We start from the raw sequence: 21058 nt of genomic DNA, 5'->3' as shown, positions 1-21058 counted from the left end.
CGTGGCTTTTTCGTTTGCGGAATTCAGACCTCGATCAAGCCTTCTGCTCGATTCATTACACCGCGTCACAAATGAAGTACCCGCCCCCGTCTTTATCCCGCCGAGGCAAGTTTCTAAAGTCCACACCACTTGCTCTTCCACCATTTCGGTGGAAAGCACACTGGAGACTTTTCCATGCCTTTCATCAGCGTCCGTATCACCCGCGATGGTGTGACCAGGGAACAGAAAGCCCAGGTCATCGCCGAAATTACCCAGACCATGCAGACCGTGCTCAACAAGGATCCGCACCTGACCCACGTCGTGATCGAAGAAGTCGACACCGATAACTGGGGCTATGCCGGCATCTCCACCACCGAGTACCGCAAGAACCTGACGGAGTCTGGCTCGTGAGCCGGGTCGTCAAAATCGACTTCGTGTCGGACGTCGTCTGCCCATGGTGTGCGCTGGGCGCGACCGCGCTGGAACAGGCCATCGAAAATCTGGCTGGCGAAGTGGTGGTCGAGCTGACGTTCAAACCCTTCGAGTTGAACCCGGACATGCCGGCCGAGGGCGAACACGCCGTCCAGCACATGATGCGCAAATACGGTCGCACGGCGGATCAGGTCGCTTCGCGCAATGAGATGGTCGTCGCCCGAGGCCTGGAAGTCGGCTTTCACTTCGACCTGGAAAAACGCAGTCACTTCTACAACACCTTCGATGCCCATCGCCTGTTGTTCTGGGCGAACGCTGAAGGTCTGCAGATCGCTCTGAAGAAAGCATTGCTCAAGGCGTATTTCAGCGACGGGCAGAACCTCGCCGATCAGGAAACGCTGGTGCGCCTGGCCGATGAAGTGGGCCTGGACAGCAACCGCGCTCGCGAGGTGCTGACCAAGGGCGAATTCGCCAGCGAAGTCCGTGAACTTGAGCGCTTTTACCAACAGCGCGGTATCAACTCGGTGCCAGCGATGGTGCTGAACGACCGGCAACTGGTGACCGGATCACAGTCGGTCGAGCACTACGAAGAAGTCATCCGGCAAATGGCACGCGAGTCCGCAGCCGCCTGATGCCTGATTTAACCGTTTACCTGATCTACCCGTTTACCCAATCAATCTTTTAACTTAGTGAGAACACATCATGAGCCATTCGAAAAAAGTCGTCATTGTCACCGGTGCATCCCAGGGTCTGGGCGCAGGTATCGTCGCGGGTTTCCGCAAACTCGGCTACCAGGTCATCGCCACTTCGCGCTCGATCAAGCCATCGAGCGATCCGGACATCCTCACCGTTGCCGGTGACATCGCTGACCCTGCGACCGCCGAGAAGATCATCCGTGAAGGCGTGGCCCGTTTTGGCCGCATCGACACCTTGGTCAACAACGCAGGGATCTTTCTCGCCAAGCCGTTCACCGAGTACAGCCGCGAGGACTACGTAAACACCGTGGCCACCAACATGGGCAGCTTCTTCCACATGTCGCAGCACGCCATTGCGCAGATGGAAAAACAGGGTGGCGGCGGTCACGTCGTCAGCATCACCACCACGCTGGTCGACCACGCCATCGACGGGGTGCCTTCGGTGCTCGCGTCGCTGACCAAAGGCGGCATGAACGCAGCAACCCGTTCGCTGGCCATCGAGTACGCCAAGCGCGGCATCCGTGTCAACGCGGTCTCCCCAGGCATCATCAAGACCCCGATGCACGGCGAAGAAACCCACGCAGCGCTTGGCAGCCTGCACCCGATGGGCCACATGGGCGAAGTCGAAGACATCGTCGGCGCGGTTCTGTATCTGGACAGCGCTGCGTTCGTCACCGGGGAAATCCTCCACGTCGACGGCGGCCAAAGCGCCGGCCACTGAGTCGCTGATTGCCTGGCGAAACTCGATATCTGCACAAAGCGGGCTACTGTTGGAGACGGCACACATGAAGCCGCGTCAGCCAACGTGGCCCGCACTTATCGTTAAGGAGCACAACATGGACAAGAATCTGGAAAAAGTGTTGTACACCGCCAAGACCCACACCGCCGGTGGACGCGATGGCACTGCTGTCAGTTCGGACAAGCGTCTGGACATCAAGCTGTCCTCACCTGGCGCGAAAGGCGAAGGCACCAACCCCGAACAACTGTTTGCGGCGGGCTGGTCGGCCTGCTTCATCGGCGCCATCGGAGTCGTGACCGCCAAGATGAAAGTCGCGATGCCCGCCGACACCACTGTCGATGCCGAAGTGGATCTGGGCACTAATTCCGGCGGCTATCTGATTCAGGGGCGATTGAATGTCTCCCTGCCGGGCCTGGATCGCGAGACCGCGCAGAAGGTCGTCGATGCGGCGCATGAAGCCTGCCCCTATTCGAAGGCGACGCGGGGTAACATCAATGCGGTCGTGACGTTGGTCTAACGCCTGACACGATAAAGTTCTGCGCGCCGAAACGGTCACGTCATCAAGCATGCCACCCTCCCCCGTTTGGCCAGGCATCGGCGCGCAGTTATTGAGCGAAGAGTCATTGACGATTGCTCAAGCCGCCTTTGATTTCGAGCTCTCGAAAACCCGGCCGTAAACTTCAGGAAAACAGCGCTCTGGCTGCAATTTCGGCGCAACTACACGACCTCTAAATGCACTAACGCTGGTCGGCTTGCGTGTCCAATAGCAACGCTTCTGCTATCCCTCATATCAGTCTTCTGCACTAGCGCTGCCCAAAGCATCACCCTCAAAACCACCACTTACTCGCTTTCACCGCCAACTAACATGGGATGTTAAATGGACGGAGCACTGCTCACCTTTATCACCCAGGCACTGCAACAAGTGCCTGGGCTGGCACTCTTTTTAGCGCTGGCTTTCGGATATGCCATCGGGCAGATCCGCCTCGGCCCCATTCAACTGGGGGGCGTGTGCGGCACACTGGTTGCGGCACTGCTGATCGGGCAACTGAATATCTCGGTCGATGCAGATATCAAAAATGTTTTTTTCATGTTGTTCATCTTTGCACTGGGCTATAGCGGCGGCCCGCAGTTCTTTGCCAGTCTTAATGCCAAAGGCATTCAATGGGCATGTTCTGTCTGATTGAAGTGATTGTCGTGCTGGCCCTGGTATTACTGGCGACAAAAATCATGAACCTGGACCCTGGCACTGCGGCGGGCATGATGGCCGGCGCCACTACAGAGTCCGCGGTCGTAGGCACAGCAACCGATGCCATATCACGCCTGGACTTGCCCGCCACCGAGATTGTCCGTTTGCAGAGTAATGTGGTGACCGCTTACTCCATCACGTACATCTGCGGCCTGATCACTATCGTGATTGTCACCAGCCAACTGTTCCCGTTGTTCTTGCGCATCGATCTGAAAGGCGAAGCAGAAAAACTCTGGGCAGCGATGGGCGGCAGCGTAGAACAAGACGGTGTGTCGGCCGCGCCCACTGTCGTCGGCCGGGCTTATCGCATAGAGACGTCCGCAGGACAGAGTGTTGCAGCTGTTCAGCAGCGGCTGGGCCAACAGAGCAGCATCGTGCTGGTAAAGCGCAAAGGGTACCCTTTGGCGTTGTCGTCCTCGATCAAGCTGCACCGAGGCGATCAAGTGCTGTTGATGGGCTATCGCGGCTCGTTGATCGAAGCGGCGGACTGGCTGGGCACCGAAATAGCCGACACCAGTACCCTGTCGGTCGCGCTGGATACTTACGACATCGTGCTGCTGGAACCTGACCTGGCCGGCTTGCAGCTGGCAGAGTTACCTCTTCCAGCGGGTGTTCATGTGGCGGCGATTCGTCGTGGCGATCAGGTTTTGCCCGCCCTGCCCGCGACGCGCCTGCAACTGCAGGACGTCTTGCAGATTCACGATGCAACGGCGCTCGGGCGCCGTACCTCCGAGCCACTGCTCAGCCGCATCGGCAAATCGCTGCCCGACCGCCTCACCAGCAACATCGGCATCATCGGACTCGGCATCGCATTGGGCACCTGGCTGGGAAGCTTCACGCTGAAGATCGGCGGCATTCCTTTCTCTGCCGGAACCGGCGGCGGCGTACTGGTAACCGGACTTGCACTGGGCTGGTATCACGCTCGCCGCGCTGACCTGCACACGGTCAACCCCGACGCGCTGGCGTTGCTCAAAGACCTGGGTCTGGCGGGCTTCATTGCCGGCGTCGGCCTGTCCTCCGGCCCCCAGGCGATCGAACTGGTCAAGCAGTACGGATTCACGCTGCCGATGCTCGGCGTTCTCATTGCTGTGGTGCCGGCCACGGTGTCACTGCTCGCGGGTCATTTCCTGCTCAAGCTCAGCGCCCCCGTGCTGCTGGGCGCCATCGCCGGACAGCAGTGCAGCACCCCGGCGCTCAGCGCGATCCAGAACGCCTGCGGCAACTCCACGCCATTGCTGGGTTACACCATCACCTACGCGATTTCCAATGTCGTACTGCCCCTGATGGGGCCTTTGATTGTCGAACTGACCAGTTCCATGCAGTCCGGATAGCCGTCAGACAGTTTCATCCATTCATTCGAGGTGGGCTCATGAGCTGGTTACACGATCTATTCCACAAGTCGCCGGAAATCGCACTGTTTCTGTCGATTGCCGTGGGCTACTACATCGGCAAGATCAAGTTCGGCAAGTTCCAGCTGGGGGGCGTCGCCGGCTCGTTGCTGGTGGCAGTACTGGTCAGCCAGGTGGGCGTCGAAATCGATGCCGGGGTCAAGTCAGTGATGTTTGCCCTGTTCATCTACGCCGTGGGCTATGAAAGTGGTCCGGACTTTTTCAGGTCGCTGGGCAAACAGTCGGTCAAGGAAATCATCCTCGCGGCCGTGCTTTCCATCAGCGGTCTGCTGACCGTGGTGGTATTGGCCAAGTGGTTCGATCTCGACAAGGGATTGGCCGCCGGAGTGGCCGCTGGCGCCCTCACCCAGTCGGCCATCATCGGCACCGCCGGCGACGCCATTGCAAGGCTGGGGCTGGCGGCCGACGAGGTCCAGCGCCTTCAGGGCAATGTTGCCATCGGCTACGCGGTCACCTATGTGTTCGGTTCGTTCGGCGCCATCCTGGTCTGCGTCAACGTGCTGCCCAAATTCATGGGCCGCAGCATCAAGGAAGACGCCTTGAAAGCCGAAACGGCCACCCAGGCCGGAGTGCAAATGTACGGGCCGGGCCAGCAGGCCGCAGCGCCGGATCTGGTGGGGCGGATTTTCCAGCTGCCTGCCAACACCTCCACCAGCATCGAGGCCATCGAACAGAGCACAGCGGCGGCGATCACCATCGAGCGCGTCAAGCGCGACAACCAGATCCTGCAGCCCAGCCCCGACATGCTGCTGCAAGCGGGTGACATCGTGCTGGTGGTCGGCAAACGCCCCGCTGTCGTGACCATCGCGCCAACACTGGGGACTGAGCTGCATGCTGTGGAAGGCATGGAGTTGACCATGCAGCGCCGCGATGTGGTGATCACCAATACTCAGTACAACAAACGCAGCTTTGGCGATATTCGCGATGCCGCCGCGCAAGACGTTCGCCACGGCGTCTACGTGTCGCAGATTTCACGACAAGGCAAGGCCATGCCGTTGGTGCCTGAGACCGTGGTGATGCTGGGCGACGTGGTGACGCTGTTCGGCGCCGACCAGGACGTCAAACGCGTGGTTGAGCAAGTAGGCCACGCCATCGTTCCCCGCGCCAAAACCGACTTCGTGTACATGGGCGCGGGCCTGGTCTGTGGCCTGCTGATCGGCCTGCTGACTGCGCGTATCGGCTCCATTCCACTGACGCTGGGCAGCGGCGGCGGTGCGCTGCTGTCGGGTCTGCTGTTCGGCTGGTTCCGCTCGCGCCGCCAATCCTTCGGCGAAATGCCGAGCGGCGCGGTGCAGATCCTCAAGGATCTGGGCCTGGCGGGTTTCGTGGTGGTGGTGGGGATTTCCTCAGGCCTGCAGGCGGTGCAAACCGTGGCCAACCAAGGCTTGCTGATTTTTGGCATCGGGGTGGTGGTGACGGTGTTGCCGTTGATCCTGACCATGCTCTCCGGACGCTACGTTCTGCGCTATGACAACACCGCGATTTTCGCCGGTGCGCTGAGCGGCTCACGCAGCGCCAACCCGGCTTTCGGCGAGATTCTGGATAAGGCCGAGAACACGGTGCCCACTGTGCCGTTCGCCATTACCTACGCGCTGGCGAATGTGTTTCTGACGTTGTTGGGCCCACTGATTGTGGCCCTGATGTGAAGAGGTGATGTTTTGGTGGCCGGCGCGTACCTGAACGAGGTTGGCAATTTGCTTTGTCATTGATGCGTCAAGGAGAAGCGAGATGGATTTTAGCGACCCGGACAAACTTGCGCTGTTGAGCCCTTTCGAACTGAAAGACGCCCTGATGCAGCGTGCAGCCCAGAGCAACCAGCTGATGCTGAACGCTGGACGTGGCAACCCCAACTTCCTGGCGACCACGCCACGCCATGGTTTTTTCCAGTTCGGCCTGTTTGCCATGACCGAAGCCGAACGCTCCTACATGTACATGCAGCATGTCGGCGGCTTTCCGAAACGAGAGGGGATCGAGGCGCGCTTCGAGCTGTTCGCCAAACAACATGAAAGCGTTCCCGGCGTGCGTTTCATCGAAGCGGCGGTGTCTTATGTTCGCGACCAGATGGGGCTCAATGCGGGCGACTTCATCTATGAAATGTGCGAGGCGATTCTTGGCTGCAATTACCCGGTGCCCGACCGCATGCTGGTGATGAGCGAGGTCATCGTCGGCAATTACATCCATGAAGAAATGATTGGCACCTACCCCTTCGTCGGCAACTTCGACATGTACGCGCTGGAAGGCGGGACGGCGGCCATGACCTATCTGTTCGCCAGCCTGAAGGCCAACCACGTCATCAGCGCCGGAGACACCATTGCGCTCGGCATGCCGATCTTCACCCCGTACATCGAAATCCCGCAACTGAGCGACTACAACCTGGTGCTGTTGTCGGTCGATGCGCCACAGTCCAACAAATGGCAGTTCACGCACGAGGAGCTCGACAAGCTGCTGGATCCCAAGGTCAAGGCGTTCTTCCTGGTCAATCCGAGCAATCCTCCTTCCGTGAAGATCGATCACGAGACACTGCATTACATCGCCGAAATCGTCAAAAAAAGCCCTGATCTGATCATCCTGACCGACGATGTGTATGCCACGTTCTCCGACAATTTCGTCTCGCTGTTGCGCCATTTGCCCTTACAACACCATCCTGGTGTATTCGTTCTCCAAATACTTCGGCGCAACCGGCTGGCGCATGGGCGTGGTCGCGACCCACGAAGACAACATCATCGACGCCAAGATCGCCGCCCTGCCCAAGGCCAAGCGCGAGCAACTGAATCACCGCTACAGCTCGATCACCACGGCGCCCGAAAAGCTCAAATTCATCGACCGCCTGGTGGCCGACACCCGCACAGTGGCGCTGAACCATACCGCCGGCTTGTCGACCCCCGTTCAGGCACAAATGACGTTGTTCTCACTGTTCTGCCTGATGGACGAACCCGGCGCTTACAAGGCCGAGATGAAACGCATCGTGCTCAGACGCAAAGAGGCCCTGTACCGGGAGCTGGGCCTGCCACTGCCGTACGACGCCAACTCGGTACGTTACTACCACCTCATCGATCTGGAAGAGCTGGCGACACAGATGCACGGCGCCGAATTCGTCAAGTGGATGCTGGGCCAGCTCAAGCCCAATCAGGCGCTGTTCCGTCTGGCCGAAGAAACCGGCGTGATTCTGCTGCCAGGCAAAGGATTCGGCACACCGCACCCTTCGTGGCGCGTTTCGCTGGCCAACCTCAACGAATATGACTACGCCAATATCGGTAAGGCGATACGCAAACTGTCCCAGGAGTATTACGACCGATTCGTCGAGGCAACCGGCGCCAAGGTCCCGACACCGGCAGCAAAAGCAGCCGAAAATGCAGCGGCAAACGCGGGCGTGAAAGGCGCAGCCGACGAAACGCCAAAAGCGCTCGCCAAACCCAAGCGCACCAAGAAATAGACCGCCTCAACACGCATCGATGGCGCAGACCTGCGCCATTGATGCTGGTCGCGCCACAGCAATGCATCTGAGCCCGAAGTCGACTCAATGAAACGGGAAGATGTAGTTCATCCAGGCGGACATGCGTAGCAGAATCTTGCGCATCGCAGCGATGTGATGAAAGTGTTTGCTGTACAGCGCAGCTTGACCATACGAGCCACCGGGCATCTGTTTGCTGTATTGCGCATAGTCGGGATCGGTGATCTCGATGATCACCGGCACACGTCCGGCGGGTGGCGAACCGGTAAAACCGATCAAGGTGCCGGATGGCTGAACCTGCCCCTCGGCGATCACTGCAATGACACTTTTCACCCGTCCTTCGAAAACCTTGCCAGGGATGCCATCGAACGCTACCTCCGCCTCATCTCCAACCGACAGACGCAATAGGCTGTTCTGCCGCATCCAGGCTGCGAAATACTGGCCCTCATCAGGGATAAAAATCATTGAGGGCCGCAGCGGCAATTTGGTCGCCATCACCCCGGGGCGTAGCGCTACATGGGTGACAAAGCCTTTGCTCGGCGCCCGGACAACCGTGTTGTCCAGTTCGAACTGCGCATTAGCCAGTTGAGCCTGTAGATCGTCCGTCCTGGCAATAGCCGCTTCCAGTTCACGCTGGGTTCCGAAGTTTCGCCTGATCAATTCTCTGATGCGATACAAGTCCCCTTTTGCGGCGACCAACTGTGCCTTGATCGACTTCATGCGGTTTTCAAAGGGTGTAGGGTCAATGCGAAAAAGCACATCGCCTTTGGCCAGGAGTTGGTTGGATTGCACAGGAACTTCGACCACCAAACCACTGACAACCGGAATGACGGGCACAGAAACGAAATAGGAACGCGCCACCTCCGAGTAGGGGTGGTTGTAGTTCATCGTGAAAATAAGCGCGCCAATAAGAACGACGCCGCCTAACACCGCTGTCGGCACCGTCCATTTATTAAGTGGTATACGGAATATCTTGAATAACGCAATGCAGAACGCGGCGTAGGTGAGGATGAGTAGAAGATCCATGATTCAGATACCCACACCATCGTCATATGACTCCGGCGCCGATGGCGTGGGAGTCCCCCCGCCTTCAAGCCTGTCGAGCCGACGCTGCAAATCCGCGACCTGCTGCTCAAGATGCACGACATGACTGCGGGGGGATTTTCCATCACCGAACCCCCACTCCCTGTCCTCTCGATACAACATCGCCCAGATCCATAAAAACGGCCAAAGCGCATGCAGCGTAAACAGGCTTACCCATCCGGTTGCATGGATTGCATCTTGATGGGGGTGATTACGATGCACAGCAATCTCATAAGGGATATCGTGCAATACGATAATCCCATAGAAAAGTACGATGCCTACGAAGATCAATAGCCCAAGAGCGAAGTAGTCCAGCATGGGTTCTCCCTGTTCGGCAGACGCGAACGGTCTCTGCAAGTTCCTCCTCCGATAGCTGCGCCCCCTGACAACAGAAAACTCATCCGCTTGCGTTAAAGGAAGACCGCGCCTTTGCAGCAAAGCAGAGAATGGATAGGTAACTAATGAATAGGGTGCACTTTGCATGTGCCCTTGCCATTAGTAGAGGTGTTGAGCCACCGGATTGTTTCCACTCTTGCCAGTGATTAACTTCAATAGGTATAGCGCAAGTTCACCTGGACCACGACGTGGCCGGGACTGTCTGGAAGCTTTTGGGGGGTATCAGGAATTTATCGTCCGGCGTGTCGGGGTGGCATCCGGAGGGATGCCCCGAGGGAATCCGTAGCCGCCATGCCTTGAGCAGGCCATGGGTATTGCTCCCTGCTGGAGTCGAACCAGCATCTAACCCTTAGGAGGGGCTTATTCTATCCATTGAACTAAGGGAGCACTGCGGCGGACATCTTCCGGTTTTCAGACAAACCGATCAAGCATTTTTCAGCGTTATCATCGGGTTACAGTTCCCTGAAAGCCGAACGAACCCTCTTGCGGTGTCTTGCGCTACCGGCCGAATCTGAGACCCTGATCGATAGGCTAAAACCCGGCGCCAGCGCTCAAAACCGTGCCAGCGGGACGGCGAGCATGTTAACGGCAAGCCCCCGATTTGTCATGTCGTCATTGTCTTTTCAGGCTGTAGTCCGTTGAACACCAAGGTGTTCTGGAATCCGCATCATGCAATTTGCAATACCGCAAAATGACATCATTGCAATCTGCAACCCGAATGCCACCTATCCGATATATAAGTTATTGATTCAATTGTATTTTTTATCTGAATTCGCTTGGCATGCAGACTGCATTCTTCTTGCTCGTGCAAATCCCTTCTATAACCAAGTCCAAGCGAAGGTACCCGAGATGAACATGACTCTCTCCTTGTTGAATGCTGCAGCCCTCGTCGCACTGGTGGCTTTCCATTTCCATGACGATGGCAGCAAAACCGAGAGCGTCGCCGTTCAGGCTCAACCCCACTACATGATGAAGCAGGCCCCGCGTTTCGCCGCAATGCCGGCGCACCGCTCCGACGCCATGCTGGCTAATGACACTGATGAAGCCATTCCAGTGGATCGTTCGGAACGCTGGGTATTCTGACCCCTCGACTTGAAACGGGATTTGCCAATCTGTCCACCGTCAAGAGAACCGCCATGTCAAAAGCAGCACTGTCTTTCATGATTCTCACCATCATGGCCCTTGCAGTCGATCAACTGCTCCCATCGTCAATGGATACCTTGGGGACCGTAGCGAAGGCAGTTGCGGGGATCTTTGCCAGTCTGTTCGTGGCTGCCTTGTTCGTAGGCCGACGGATCAAATTCGACCCGGTGTTGCGCCAGGCCAAGCCTTGACCGGTGTTGAAACAGCCTGATCCGGCTTTTGTAGCGCGATCTGATACGGTTTGTGCACACTCGTGACACACCTGCTATCTATTCTTTGACAGACCCTTCGTCTCTTTCTTGTCAGCTTTCTCGAAAATTTCCCCAGACACCTCTACTCTGAAGACAGATAGCCATCATGGCGCAAACCCACGTACCCTGCGGCTATCGTCCGGATGAGTGGTGTCCGGGAACTTTGCAAACCAGAACGCATTTCTGATAATTGGTGCTGGCTAAACGCCTTTATCTAGTTCAATATTGTCACAGATTTGACGCCAAGGTTCCGACGGATTGATGCATGATGACGGACCTTTATGTTGGCCGGTTGAACATTTCGCCAAAAAGACAGTCAGACGATGACATCTCGCGGCCTAATGCAAGAACCGCCTCCCCTTTGAACTAAATCGGTTAAATATATGAGCCCTATGAAACAGGCCAATTATTCCAGTCGCACAGCTGACAAGTTCGTTGTCCGTCTCCCTGAAGGCATGCGCGAGCGTATTGCGGAGGTTTCCAAGGACAACCATCGCAGCATGAACTCTGAAATCATTGCGCGTCTCGAACAAAGCCTGATTCAAGAAGGCGCGCTCGGTGACGAGCCAAAGCTGCGCCTGGACAGCCCCGAGCTGTCGCTGCATGAGCGCGAACTGCTGCAACGCTTCCGCCAGCTCGCCCATCGTCAGCAAAACGCTCTGGTTTCCCTGATCGCTCATGACACCAGCCTGGCGAACGACGACGAATAAGTCGCACTTGCCAGAGACTTGAAAGCCAGCCTTGAGCTGGCTTTTTTGTGCCTGCCGTTTGGTCGAACTCGCTTGATCGCGGTTAACACACAGACAAAAAAAACCGCCTCAGCGGCGGTTCTTTGTTTTTGCGCAAGGCCTACAGCAGGAACACTGTCGCGAGCCCGAGGAAGATAAAGAACCCTCCGCTGTCGGTCATGGCGGTGATCATGACACTGGCGCCCATCGCCGGGTCACGCCCGAATCGCGCCAGGGTCATGGGGATCGCTACGCCCATGAAGGCCGCGAGCAGCAGATTCAGTGTCATGGCCGCGGTCATCACTACGCCCAGCGACCAGCTGTGGTAAAGCAGATAAGCCACAACGCCGATCACCCCACCCCAGACCAGACCGTTGACCAACGCAACGCCCAGCTCCTTTCTCATCAGGCGCGAGGTGTTGCCGGTGCTTACCTGATCCAGGGCCATGGCGCGAACGATCATGGTGATGGTCTGGTTGCCCGAGTTACCACCGATACCGGCCACGATCGGCATCAACGCTGCCAAGGCCACAAGCTTTTCGATGGAGCCCTCGAAAAGACCGATGACTCGCGAAGCGAGGAAGGCAGTGATCAGGTTGACGGCCAGCCATGACCAGCGGTTACGCAATGAACGCCAAACCGACGCAAAAATATCTTCCTCTTCACGCAGACCGGCCATGTTCAGGACTTCGGTTTCACTCTCTTCACGGATCAGGTCGACCATTTCGTCGATGGTCAGACGGCCGATCAGCTTGCCGTTCTTGTCGACCACGGGAGAGGAAATAAGGTCGTAACGCTCGAAGGCCTGCGCGGCTTCATAGGCATCGCCGTCCGGGTGGAAACTCACCGGATCACTGGCCATGACCTCCGACACTTGCTTTTCCGGGTCATTGACCAACAGACGCTTGATCGGCAGGACGCCTTTGAGAACGCCGTCGGAATCGACCACGAACAATTTGTCCGTGTGGCCGGGTAGCTCCTTCAGGCGGCGCAGATAACGCAATACCACTTCAAGGCTGACGTCTTCGCGGATGGTGACCATCTCGAAGTCCATCAGCGCGCCAACCTGCTCTTCGTCATAGGACAAAGCCGAGCGCACGCGCTCACGCTGCTGGCTGTCCAGCGCCTCCATGAGTTCGTGCACGACGTCGCGTGGCAATTCGGGCGCGAGGTCGGCGAGCTCGTCCGCGTCCATTTCCTTGGCAGCGGCCAACAACTCGTGATCGTCCATGTCGGCGATCAGCGTTTCACGTACGGAGTCGGATACTTCAAGCAGGATGTCGCCGTCACGCTCGGCCTTGACCAGTTGCCAGACCGTCAGACGGTCCTCAACAGGGAGGGCTTCGAGAATATAGGCAACATCGGCGGAGTGCAGATCATCGAGCTTGCGCTGCAGTTCGACGAGATTCTGCCGGTGAACGAGGTTTTCTACACGATCCTGGTGTTGACCTTCCTGACGATGAGTCAGGTCCTCGACGACGCGCTGACGCTGCAGCAGATCGACGACTTGAGCAAGGCGATCCTGAAGGCTTTCCTGCGTTTTTTTTACTTCGATTTCGGTCATAGGCGAACTCCACTCCCAGCAGTGGACCACGCCGGAAGATCAATCAGTCGATTCTTGATTGGTAAAGCTTGATGCTGAGTTGCTACTGGGTAAGTCCATGGAGGTATTCCACAAGCCCCGGCGGGGCTGACGGGCGCAATCATACACCGCTTGCCGGCGCTTCATGTTAAAAATTCAACTCGGAACAATCGCTTGCAACACAATGTTAAGCATTGTCCGAGTCGGTATTGCTACGACGTCACATCCGGAGAAGAAAACACGCTCGCCGCCGAAAAATCATCTGGCTAGTCTGCCCCGACACCCGTCAAGGAGGACGTAGCCATGCTCTTGGACATCCGTAAATCGGTTATTGCTGCCCTGCTCTTTCTTCCGCTGCTGGCATGGGGCACCACGGTCCACCGCTGCGAAGACTCCACCGGCAACGTCACCTTCACCACCCTTAGCTGCCCGCCAGGGCATGAGCTGAAATTGCAGGAGGCTCATAATGCGCCACCTGGAATGCTTGCGCCGGCCAGCACGCCCGCGAAAGAAGCCGCGAACGTTACGAAAAACAGGGAATTGGTGGTGGTCGGCCAACGCGATGATGGATGCGGAAATGTATTGAGCCCGCAAAATCGCCGCCGAGCCATTATCAATGAGCAGACACCGACAGGCATGACCAAGCGAGATGTGGAGAGTTTGCTGGGCAAGCCCGACCGAATCGTCGAACGTAACGGCGAAATGAGGTACGTGTACACGGAAAAGAAAGGGCGAAGCCGACAGGTCACGTTCGATGAATACGGCTGCGTGAAAGGCAAACGCGAGAAACGTAAACCGTAGAAAAGCAAAAACCCCGCATTTGCATGCGGGGTTTTCGTTTTATGGTGCACTCGACAGGATTCGAACCTGTGACCGCTCGGTTCGTAGCCGAGTACTCTATCCAGCTGAGCTACGAGTGCATGTGGCGCTTGATAAACCAGATCACCTCTGGTCACTGCGTTTTACTTCTGGAAGTGAGTGGTACTTCCGAAGACCTGTTGAAGCCAGGCTCTTTCTTAAAGCAGTTGTCCGTATTGCTACCAACAACGCTTAAATGGTGCACTCGACAGGATTCGAACCTGTGACCGCTCGGTTCGTAGCCGAGTACTCTATCCAGCTGAGCTACGAGTGCATTTGTTGCCGCGCATTATAGGCCGTCAAATCTTTTGGTCAAGAACTTTTTTCTAGTAAATTCAACAACTTACCGATAAAGCCAGATTACAACGTACTACGCAAATAATGGCGGAGAACGGGGGATTCGAACCCCCGACACCCTTTTGAGGTGTACTCCCTTAGCAGGGGAGCGCCTTCGGCCACTCGGCCAGCTCTCCGCAACACGGGGCGTATAATAACCACCCTTTTCCCCGTTTGCAAACCAAAAATTCAATAAAAATTAATGGCTTGGTTCCTGGTCCTTCTCTTTCTTGATACGCAGGTAAATCTCTTCGCGGTGAACCGCGACTTCCTTGGGTGCGTTGACCCCAATTCGTACTTGATTACCTTTTACGCCGAGCACGGTCACGGTGATTTCACCGTCACCGATAATCAGGCTCTCCGCGCACCGACGGGTCAAAATCAGCATACCTATCTCCTCAACACTGCATTCAGGGACAACAGTCTGCACAACCAAAAGGCATCGGCCCGATCCAGCATCGGTACCAGGTCTACGCCTGAGTATTGACTAGCGCCGGAAAAAAAACAGTTTTCTCGCGCACATCAGAAACACGAAAGGCGCGGTATTCACCGCGCCCTTCGCTCAACCCTTACTCGCCCTGGCGGGGAGCGTCGAGCTCGAAAGCCGTGTGCAGGGCGCGCACAGCCAGCTCCAGATACTTTTCTTCGATCACGACCGAAACCTTGATTTCGGAAGTGGAGATCATCTGGATGTTGATGGTTTCCTTGGCCAGCGCTTCGAACATGCGGCTGGCAACGCCTGCGTGGGAACGCATGCCCACGCCGACGATGGAGACCTTGGCGATCTTGGTGTCGCCGATCACTTCGCGGGCACCAAGCTCCTTGGCGGTATTCTGCAGCACGCTCAGCGCCTGCTCGTACTCGTTGCGATGCACGGTGAACGTAAAGTCGGTGGTGTTATCGTGCGCAACATTCTGCACGATCATGTCGACTTCGATGTTCGCGCCGCTGATAGGGCCCAGAATCTTGAACGCAACGCCCGGGATGTCTGGCACGCCACGGATCGTCAGTTTGGCTTCGTCGCGGTTGAAGGCGATGCCAGAAATGATCGGCTGTTCCATGGATTCCTCTTCATCGATAGTAATGAGGGTGCCTGGACCCTCCTTGAAGCTGTGCAGTACGCGCAGCGGGACGTTGTACTTGCCGGCGAACTCGACCGAACGGATCTGCAGCACCTTGGAACCGAGGCTGGCCATTTCCAGCATCTCTTCGAAGGTGATCTTCTCCAGACGCTGCGCCTGAGGCACAACGCGCGGGTCGGTGGTGTAGACGCCGTCGACGTCGGTGTAGATCTGGCATTCGTCAGCTTTCAAGGCCGCTGCCAGCGCCACACCGGTGGTATCGGAACCGCCACGACCCAGGGTCGTGATATTGCCGTTTTCGTCGACACCCTGGAAACCCGCGACCACGACCACACGACCTTCTTTCAGGTCAGCGCGGATTTTCTGATCGTCGATCTGCAGAATACGCGCCTTGTTGTGCGCGCTGTCGGTCAGGATGCGAACCTGATTGCCGGTATAGGATACCGCTGGCACACCGCGTTTCATCAACGCCATGGCCAGCAAGGCAATGGTGACCTGCTCGCCGGTGGAGACGATCACGTCCAGTTCGCGAGGAACCGGTTGATCGGTGATCTGCCTGGCCAGGTCGATCAGGCGATTGGTTTCGCCGCTCATGGCGGACAGAACCACCACCAGATCATCACCCGCCTCGCGGAATTTTTTGACTTTGTCGGCTACCTGCTCGATGCGCTCTACCGAGCCCACGGAGGTGCCGCCAAATTTCTGTACGATTAAAGCCATCTCAAAGCCGCCTCAGCCCATGAAGGGCCCCCGTTAAACATTCAAACCGCAAAACGCCGAAGCCTGCCGGATAGCAGGCCCCGGTGGGTCGACTCAGCTTCCCTTACATTCCCTGTTCGGCGAATGGAACCGCCAGCGCAAGCGCTGCGTCCAGGCCAGCGGCGTCAACGCCACCACCTTGCGCCATGTCAGGACGACCACCACCTTTACCACCCACGGCAGCGGCCGCTTGCTTCATCAAATCACCGGCTTTGAGTTGGCCAGTCAGGTCTTTGGTGACGCCTGCCACCAAGACGACCTTGTCTTCGTGCACACCGCCGAGCAGGATCACTGCGCGGCCGAGTTTGTTCTTCAACTGATCCACCAGAGCCAGCAGCGCCTTGCCATCCTGACCGTCGAGACGGGCAGCGAGGACCTTGGCGCCCTTGACGTCCACTGCCGAAGCCGACAAATCGTCGCCCGCAGCGCTGGCCGCCTTGGCTTGCAGTTGCTCCAGCTGTTTTTCCAACAGACGATTGCGTTCCAGGACAGCGCTCAGCTTGTCCAGCAGGTTGTCGCGATTGCCCTTGACCAGGTTCGCGGCTTCCTTCAATTGTTCTTCGGCGCCGTTCAGGTAGGCCAGCGCTACTGCGCCAGTCACTGCTTCGATACGACGCACGCCGGCAGCCACGCCGCCTTCGCTGATGATCTTGAACAGCGCGATGTCGCCGGTACGGTTGGCGTGAATACCCCCACACAGCTCGACCGAGAAATCGCCACCCATGCTCAATACGCGAACGCTGTCGCCGTACTTCTCGCCGAACAGCGCCATGGCGCCCTTCTTCTTGGCGGTTTCGATGTCGGTTTCTTCGGTTTCCACCGCAGTGTTCTTGCGTACTTCGGCGTTGACGATGTCTTCCAGCGCCTTGATCTGCTCTGGCTTGATCGCCTCGAAGTGGCTGAAGTCAAAGCGCAGACGCTGACTGTCGACCAGAGAGCCTTTCTGCTGAACGTGATCACCCAGCACCTGACGCAGTGCCGCGTGGAGCAAGTGAGTGGCCGAATGGTTCAGCGAAGTGGCCTGGCGCACTTCGGCAGCGACTTGAGTGCTCACGGTCGCGCCGACTTTCAGACTGCCCGACACTTGAATGCCGTGATGCAGGAAAGCACCGCCGGTCTTGGTGGTGTCGCTTACGTCAAAACGGACATCGCCAGCGGTGAGATAGCCGCTGTCGCCGATCTGGCCACCGGATTCAGCGTAGAACGGCGTGCGGTCAAGGATGACCACGCCATCTTCGCCTTCGCTCAATTGCTCGACTGCCACGCCCTCTTTATACAGAGCCACCACTTTGGCTTCGCCGGCAGTAGCGCTGTAACCGGTGAACTCGGTGGCCACATCAACCTTGACCAGGCTGTTGTAGTCCATGCCGAACGAGCTGGCGGAACGGGCGCGCTCACGCTGGGCGTCCATCTCGCGCTCGAAACCCGCCTCATCGAGGGTCAGATTACGTTCGCGGGCGATGTCGCCGGTCAGGTCCATCGGGAAACCGTAGGTGTCGTACAGCTTGAACACCACATCGCCCGGCACGACGGTGCCTTTGAGCTCGGCCAGATCCTGCTCGAGGATTTTCAGGCCCTGTTCCAGGGTCTTGGCGAACTGCTCTTCTTCGGCTTTCAGCACGCGCTCGATATGAGCTTGCTGGGATTTCAGTTCCGGGAAGGCTTCGCCCATCTCGGCAACCAGAGCGGCGACGATCTGGTAGAAGAAGCTGCCTTTGGCGCCCAGCTTGTTGCCGTGACGGCAGGCACGACGAATGATGCGACGCAGCACATAGCCACGGCCCTCATTGGATGGCAGCACGCCGTCGGCAATCAGGAAACCGCAGGAACGGATGTGGTCGGCAACCACTTTCAGCGAAGGCTGGTTGTCGTTGCTGCAACCGATGGCCTTGGCCGCAGCGACCAGCAGGCTTTGGAACAGATCGATTTCATAGTTCGAGTGCACGTGCTGCAGCACGGCGCTGATCCGCTCAAGACCCATGCCCGTGTCGACCGACGGCGCAGGCAGCGGGTGCAGCACGCCATCGGCGGTGCGGTTGAACTGCATGAAAACGTTGTTCCAGATCTCGATGTAACGGTCGCCGTCTTCCTCTGGCGACCCCGGTGGGCCACCCCAGATGTCGGCGCCGTGATCGTAGAAGATCTCGGTGCAAGGACCACACGGGCCGGTATCGCCCATGGTCCAGAAGTTGTCGGACGCGTAAGGCGCGCCTTTGTTGTCGCCGATGCGAACCATGCGCTCGGCCGGCACGCCGACTTCCTTGGTCCAGATGTCGTAGGCTTCGTCGTCGGTTGCGTACACGGTCACCCAGAGCTTGTCCTTGGGCAGCTTCAGCACGCCAGTCAGGAAAGTCCAGGCGAAGGTGATCGCATCGCGCTTGAAGTAGTCGCCGAAGCTGAAGTTACCCAACATTTCGAAGAAGGTGTGGTGACGGGCGGTATAGCCGACGTTTTCCAGGTCGTTGTGCTTGCCACCGGCACGGACGCACTTCTGGCTGCTGACGGCACGGGTATAGGCTCGTTTTTCCTGGCCCAGGAAGCAGTCCTTGAACTGGTTCATGCCTGCGTTGGTGAACAGCAGGGTCGGGTCATTGCCCGGAATCAAGGAGCTGGAGGCTACACGGGTGTGGCCTTGCTCTTCGAAGAAGCGAAGGAAGGCTTCACGGATTTCTGCGCTTTTCATAGGTTCTTCCACGGGAACTGCGGCCAGAGGCAAGTGCATAACGTCATCGACGTAGCGACGGCAAAGGGCCGCATTATATAGGCGTTGCTCCCACGGTACAGTGACTTTGTACGATAGAAGCAGCCAATTGGATTATCGGTCGATTATCGGCCGCCGAATTCGGCGAATGCCGCGACCACCTGCTCCAGTTGCGCGGCCGACACATCAAGGTGCGTGACCATACGCAAACGGGGCGCCGCGCTCAGGACAATCCCTCGCTCGGCGCAGAATGCCTTGAGCTGCTCGGCGCGCTCGCCGATCTGCACGTAGACCATGTTGGTCTGCACCGGCTCGACGTCAAAGCCCAGTTCACTCAAGCCTTTGGCGAGGAATGCAGCGTTGGCGTGATCCTCGGCCAGACGCTCGACCTGATGCTCCAGCGCATACAATCCCGCGGCCGCCAGCATGCCTGCCTGACGCATGCCGCCACCGACCATCTTGCGCAGACGCCGCGCTTTGGCAATCAGTTCGCTCGAGCCACACAGCACCGAGCCTATCGGCGCGCCCAGCCCTTTGGACAGGCAGACCGAGACAGAGTCGAAATGCTGAGTGATTTCACGCGCATCGACGCCAAGCTTCACTGCCGCGTTATACAGACGAGCGCCGTCCAGATGCAGGCCCAGACCTTTTTCACGGGTCAGGGTACGGGCAGCGGCGAGGTATTCCAGAGAGAGCACCTTGCCCTGCATGGTGTTTTCCAGCGCCAGCAGTCGCGTGCGGGCAAAGTGGAAATCGTCAGCCTTGACCGCAGCAGCCACCTGATCCAGATCCAGAGAGCCATCGGCCTGGTTCTCCAGCGGCTGCGGCTGAATAGACCCCAGCACTGCGGCACCGCCACCCTCGTATTTGTAGGTGTGGGCCTGCTGACCAACGATGTATTCGTCGCCGCGCTCACAATGCGCCATCAGGCCCAGCAGGTTGCTCATGGTGCCGGTCGGCACGAACAACGCAGCGGCAAACCCAAGACGCTCCGCCAGCCACGACTCCAGACGATTGACCGTCGGGTCTTCGCCATATACGTCGTCCCCAAGCGGCGCAGAGGCCATCGCCTCGCGCATGCCAGCGGTGGGTTGGGTCACTGTGTCGCTGCGCAGATCGATAACCGTCACGATGAAGCTCCCTGAAAAATGGTTCTGGTCTCAGTTCTGAGGCCTGGACCCACGATAATCAAGGCATGGCTCAGTAATTCCAAGCAGCGCTTATAAGAAAAGCTGATGAAAACCATCCAAAAGGCTCCATGCACATTCTGAAAATCTGTGTTACAAACTGCACGCCGACGAAATATGCCGTCGGCAACGTTCTCAGGGCGGGGTGCGATTCCCCACCGGCGGTAATGGCGCGCAATGCGTCTAGCCCGCGAGCGCTCGCTCAGGCGAGGTCAGCAGACCTGGTGTGATTCCAGGGCCGACGGTCATAGTCCGGATGAAGAGAGAACGGGATTGGCACCACAGGATCGTCTCGAGCATCAACACGCGCGCTTGCCGCCCGGCTGACTGTCGACCGTACCCTGGTATCCCATTCGATCCAAACGCCCTGTTTTTTAATTAAACAGGAGTCAGAACAGATGCAACCCACCGCAATTCACGCTCACGAACGCATCGCTTTCATTCAAGCTTGCTGGCACAAAGATATCGTCGATCAGGCGCGCAAGGGCTTTGTTGCCGAAATGGCCAACCATGGTTATGCCGAGACCGACATCGATTTCTTCGAAGTGGGCGGCGCCTTTGAAATCCCCCTGCACGCGAAGTTGCTGGCCAAGACCGGCCGTTACGGCGGCGTCGTGGCTGCAGGCCTTGTGGTAGATGGCGGGATCTATCGCCACGAGTTCGTCGCGCAATCGGTGATCAGCGCGCTGATGCAGGTCCAGCTGGAAACAGAAGTGCCGGTGTTCTCGGTGGTCCTGACCCCGCACCACTTCCACGCCGGTGAAGAGCACCAGAAGTTCTTCTTCGAGCATTTCGTACACAAAGGTCAGGAAGCGGCGAAGACCTGCGCCGATACGCTGGCGAAACTGCGTGCAGTGCGTCGGGCGGGTGAGTTGCAGAAGGCTGCTGGTTGATAGAAACGCGGCGTTCTGGCTCTACTCTCAGGACGCCATGATTTCCTGGTGGGAGGGAGCTTGCTCGCGATGCCGGTTTGTCTGCAATGGACGCATCGGCGGATACTC

At 57.8% G+C, this 21058-nt stretch carries 20 protein-coding genes, 4 tRNA genes, 1 pseudogene and 1 riboswitch; of the genes and pseudogenes, 14 read left to right on the top strand and 11 right to left on the bottom strand.

What is annotated here, in order from left to right:
• Nucleotides 1-174: 174 nt before the first annotated feature.
• The 9 genes and pseudogenes from BWR59_RS29170 to BWR59_RS32980 all read left to right on the top strand — a co-directional run bounded on the left by BWR59_RS29170 (nucleotide 175) and on the right by BWR59_RS32980 (nucleotide 7933).
• Nucleotides 175-390 carry a 4-oxalocrotonate tautomerase family protein gene (locus BWR59_RS29170; RefSeq protein WP_081569162.1) on the top strand — a complete coding sequence of 72 codons (216 nt, stop codon included), beginning with the start codon at nucleotides 175-177 and terminating at the stop codon, nucleotides 388-390.
• Complete coding sequence (locus BWR59_RS29165) at nucleotides 387-1043, top strand: DsbA family oxidoreductase (RefSeq protein WP_081569161.1); 657 nt, start codon at nucleotides 387-389, stop codon at nucleotides 1041-1043. The genes BWR59_RS29170 and BWR59_RS29165 overlap by 4 nt, the downstream gene beginning before the upstream one ends.
• Before the next feature lie 70 nt (nucleotides 1044-1113).
• Nucleotides 1114-1827: an SDR family NAD(P)-dependent oxidoreductase gene (locus tag BWR59_RS29160; RefSeq protein ID WP_081569160.1), complete on the top strand. Its 714-nt coding sequence runs from the start codon at nucleotides 1114-1116 to the stop codon at nucleotides 1825-1827.
• Between the two features lie 115 nt (nucleotides 1828-1942).
• On the top strand, nucleotides 1943-2362 hold the full coding sequence (locus tag BWR59_RS29155; RefSeq protein WP_081569159.1) for an organic hydroperoxide resistance protein: 420 nt from the start codon (nucleotides 1943-1945) through the stop codon (nucleotides 2360-2362).
• A gap of 360 nt (nucleotides 2363-2722) precedes the next feature.
• Nucleotides 2723-3025 (top strand): hypothetical protein, encoded by a 303-nt coding sequence (locus BWR59_RS32675; RefSeq protein ID WP_218191303.1) that lies wholly within the window; start codon nucleotides 2723-2725, stop codon nucleotides 3023-3025.
• Nucleotides 3013-4422 (top strand): TrkA C-terminal domain-containing protein, encoded by a 1410-nt coding sequence (locus tag BWR59_RS29150; RefSeq protein WP_218191300.1) that lies wholly within the window; start codon nucleotides 3013-3015, stop codon nucleotides 4420-4422. The genes BWR59_RS32675 and BWR59_RS29150 overlap by 13 nt, the downstream gene beginning before the upstream one ends.
• Nucleotides 4423-4460: 38 nt before the next feature.
• The gene (gene aspT / locus BWR59_RS29145) at nucleotides 4461-6146 is read left to right on the top strand and encodes an aspartate-alanine antiporter (RefSeq protein WP_081569158.1); all 1686 of its coding nucleotides are present in this window, start codon (nucleotides 4461-4463) and stop codon (nucleotides 6144-6146) included.
• An 82-nt stretch (nucleotides 6147-6228) separates the two neighbouring features.
• Nucleotides 6229-7101 (top strand): annotated as a pseudogene (locus tag BWR59_RS32985) (bifunctional aspartate transaminase/aspartate 4-decarboxylase); the annotation flags it as partial.
• Nucleotides 7102-7147: 46 nt separating this feature from the next.
• On the top strand, nucleotides 7148-7933 hold the full coding sequence (locus BWR59_RS32980; protein WP_230982111.1) for a bifunctional aspartate transaminase/aspartate 4-decarboxylase: 786 nt from the start codon (nucleotides 7148-7150) through the stop codon (nucleotides 7931-7933).
• An 84-nt stretch (nucleotides 7934-8017) separates the two neighbouring features.
• Here the strand turns inward: BWR59_RS32980 and BWR59_RS29135 are convergent, their stop codons facing one another.
• The 3 genes from BWR59_RS29135 to BWR59_RS29125 all read right to left on the bottom strand — a co-directional run bounded on the left by BWR59_RS29135 (nucleotide 8018) and on the right by BWR59_RS29125 (nucleotide 9817).
• Nucleotides 8018-8977, bottom strand: a complete 960-nt coding sequence (locus BWR59_RS29135) for a biotin/lipoyl-binding protein (protein ID WP_081569157.1) — start codon at nucleotides 8975-8977, stop codon at nucleotides 8018-8020.
• Nucleotides 8978-8980: 3 nt separating this feature from the next.
• Nucleotides 8981-9352, bottom strand: a complete 372-nt coding sequence (locus BWR59_RS29130) for a DUF3302 domain-containing protein (protein WP_081569156.1) — start codon at nucleotides 9350-9352, stop codon at nucleotides 8981-8983.
• Between the two features lie 393 nt (nucleotides 9353-9745).
• Nucleotides 9746-9817: transfer RNA gene (locus BWR59_RS29125), tRNA-Arg, on the bottom strand.
• 462 nt (nucleotides 9818-10279) lie between these two features.
• Here BWR59_RS29125 and BWR59_RS29120 point away from each other — a divergent pair.
• From BWR59_RS29120 to BWR59_RS29110, 3 genes are all read left to right on the top strand, one after another.
• Complete coding sequence (locus BWR59_RS29120; RefSeq protein WP_081569195.1) at nucleotides 10280-10513, top strand: hypothetical protein; 234 nt, start codon at nucleotides 10280-10282, stop codon at nucleotides 10511-10513.
• Between the two features lie 53 nt (nucleotides 10514-10566).
• Nucleotides 10567-10764, top strand: coding sequence for a PA3371 family protein (locus BWR59_RS29115; protein WP_081569155.1), 198 nt, complete (start codon nucleotides 10567-10569; stop codon nucleotides 10762-10764).
• A 443-nt stretch (nucleotides 10765-11207) separates the two neighbouring features.
• Nucleotides 11208-11534, top strand: coding sequence for an Arc family DNA-binding protein (locus tag BWR59_RS29110; protein WP_081569154.1), 327 nt, complete (start codon nucleotides 11208-11210; stop codon nucleotides 11532-11534).
• Between the two features lie 139 nt (nucleotides 11535-11673).
• Here the strand turns inward: BWR59_RS29110 and mgtE are convergent, their stop codons facing one another.
• Nucleotides 11674-13116 (bottom strand): magnesium transporter, encoded by a 1443-nt coding sequence (gene mgtE, locus BWR59_RS29105; RefSeq protein WP_081569153.1) that lies wholly within the window; start codon nucleotides 13114-13116, stop codon nucleotides 11674-11676.
• Between the two features lie 321 nt (nucleotides 13117-13437).
• Between mgtE and BWR59_RS29100 the strand changes: the two genes are divergently transcribed.
• On the top strand, nucleotides 13438-13935 hold the full coding sequence (locus BWR59_RS29100) for a DUF4124 domain-containing protein (protein ID WP_081569152.1): 498 nt from the start codon (nucleotides 13438-13440) through the stop codon (nucleotides 13933-13935).
• A gap of 42 nt (nucleotides 13936-13977) precedes the next feature.
• Here BWR59_RS29100 and BWR59_RS29095 read toward each other — a convergent pair.
• The 7 genes from BWR59_RS29095 to ltaE all read right to left on the bottom strand — a co-directional run bounded on the left by BWR59_RS29095 (nucleotide 13978) and on the right by ltaE (nucleotide 20000).
• A tRNA-Arg gene (locus tag BWR59_RS29095) sits at nucleotides 13978-14054 on the bottom strand.
• A gap of 135 nt (nucleotides 14055-14189) precedes the next feature.
• A tRNA-Arg gene (locus BWR59_RS29090) sits at nucleotides 14190-14266 on the bottom strand.
• A gap of 108 nt (nucleotides 14267-14374) precedes the next feature.
• Nucleotides 14375-14465, bottom strand: a tRNA-Ser gene (locus BWR59_RS29085).
• Between the two features lie 62 nt (nucleotides 14466-14527).
• Complete coding sequence (gene csrA / locus BWR59_RS29080) at nucleotides 14528-14716, bottom strand: carbon storage regulator CsrA (RefSeq protein WP_020290522.1); 189 nt, start codon at nucleotides 14714-14716, stop codon at nucleotides 14528-14530.
• 181 nt (nucleotides 14717-14897) lie between these two features.
• A complete protein-coding gene (locus BWR59_RS29075; RefSeq protein WP_081569151.1) occupies nucleotides 14898-16130 on the bottom strand; it encodes an aspartate kinase in 1233 nt (410 codons plus the stop codon).
• Nucleotides 16131-16233: 103 nt separating this feature from the next.
• On the bottom strand, nucleotides 16234-18852 hold the full coding sequence (alaS, locus tag BWR59_RS29070) for an alanine--tRNA ligase (protein WP_081569150.1): 2619 nt from the start codon (nucleotides 18850-18852) through the stop codon (nucleotides 16234-16236).
• 143 nt (nucleotides 18853-18995) lie between these two features.
• A complete protein-coding gene (gene ltaE, locus BWR59_RS29065) occupies nucleotides 18996-20000 on the bottom strand; it encodes a low-specificity L-threonine aldolase (RefSeq protein ID WP_081569149.1) in 1005 nt (334 codons plus the stop codon).
• A 184-nt stretch (nucleotides 20001-20184) separates the two neighbouring features.
• Nucleotides 20185-20330, top strand: a riboswitch (FMN riboswitch).
• 125 nt (nucleotides 20331-20455) lie between these two features.
• Here ltaE and BWR59_RS29060 point away from each other — a divergent pair.
• Entirely contained in the window at nucleotides 20456-20950 is a 495-nt protein-coding gene (locus tag BWR59_RS29060; RefSeq protein ID WP_081569148.1) for a 6,7-dimethyl-8-ribityllumazine synthase, read from the top strand.
• Nucleotides 20951-21058: the final 108 nt, after the last annotated feature.

This window comes from Pseudomonas sp. Bc-h (assembly GCF_002080045.1).
Lineage (GTDB): Bacteria > Pseudomonadota > Gammaproteobacteria > Pseudomonadales > Pseudomonadaceae > Aquipseudomonas.
This window is presented reverse-complemented; position numbering and strand designations above follow the sequence as displayed.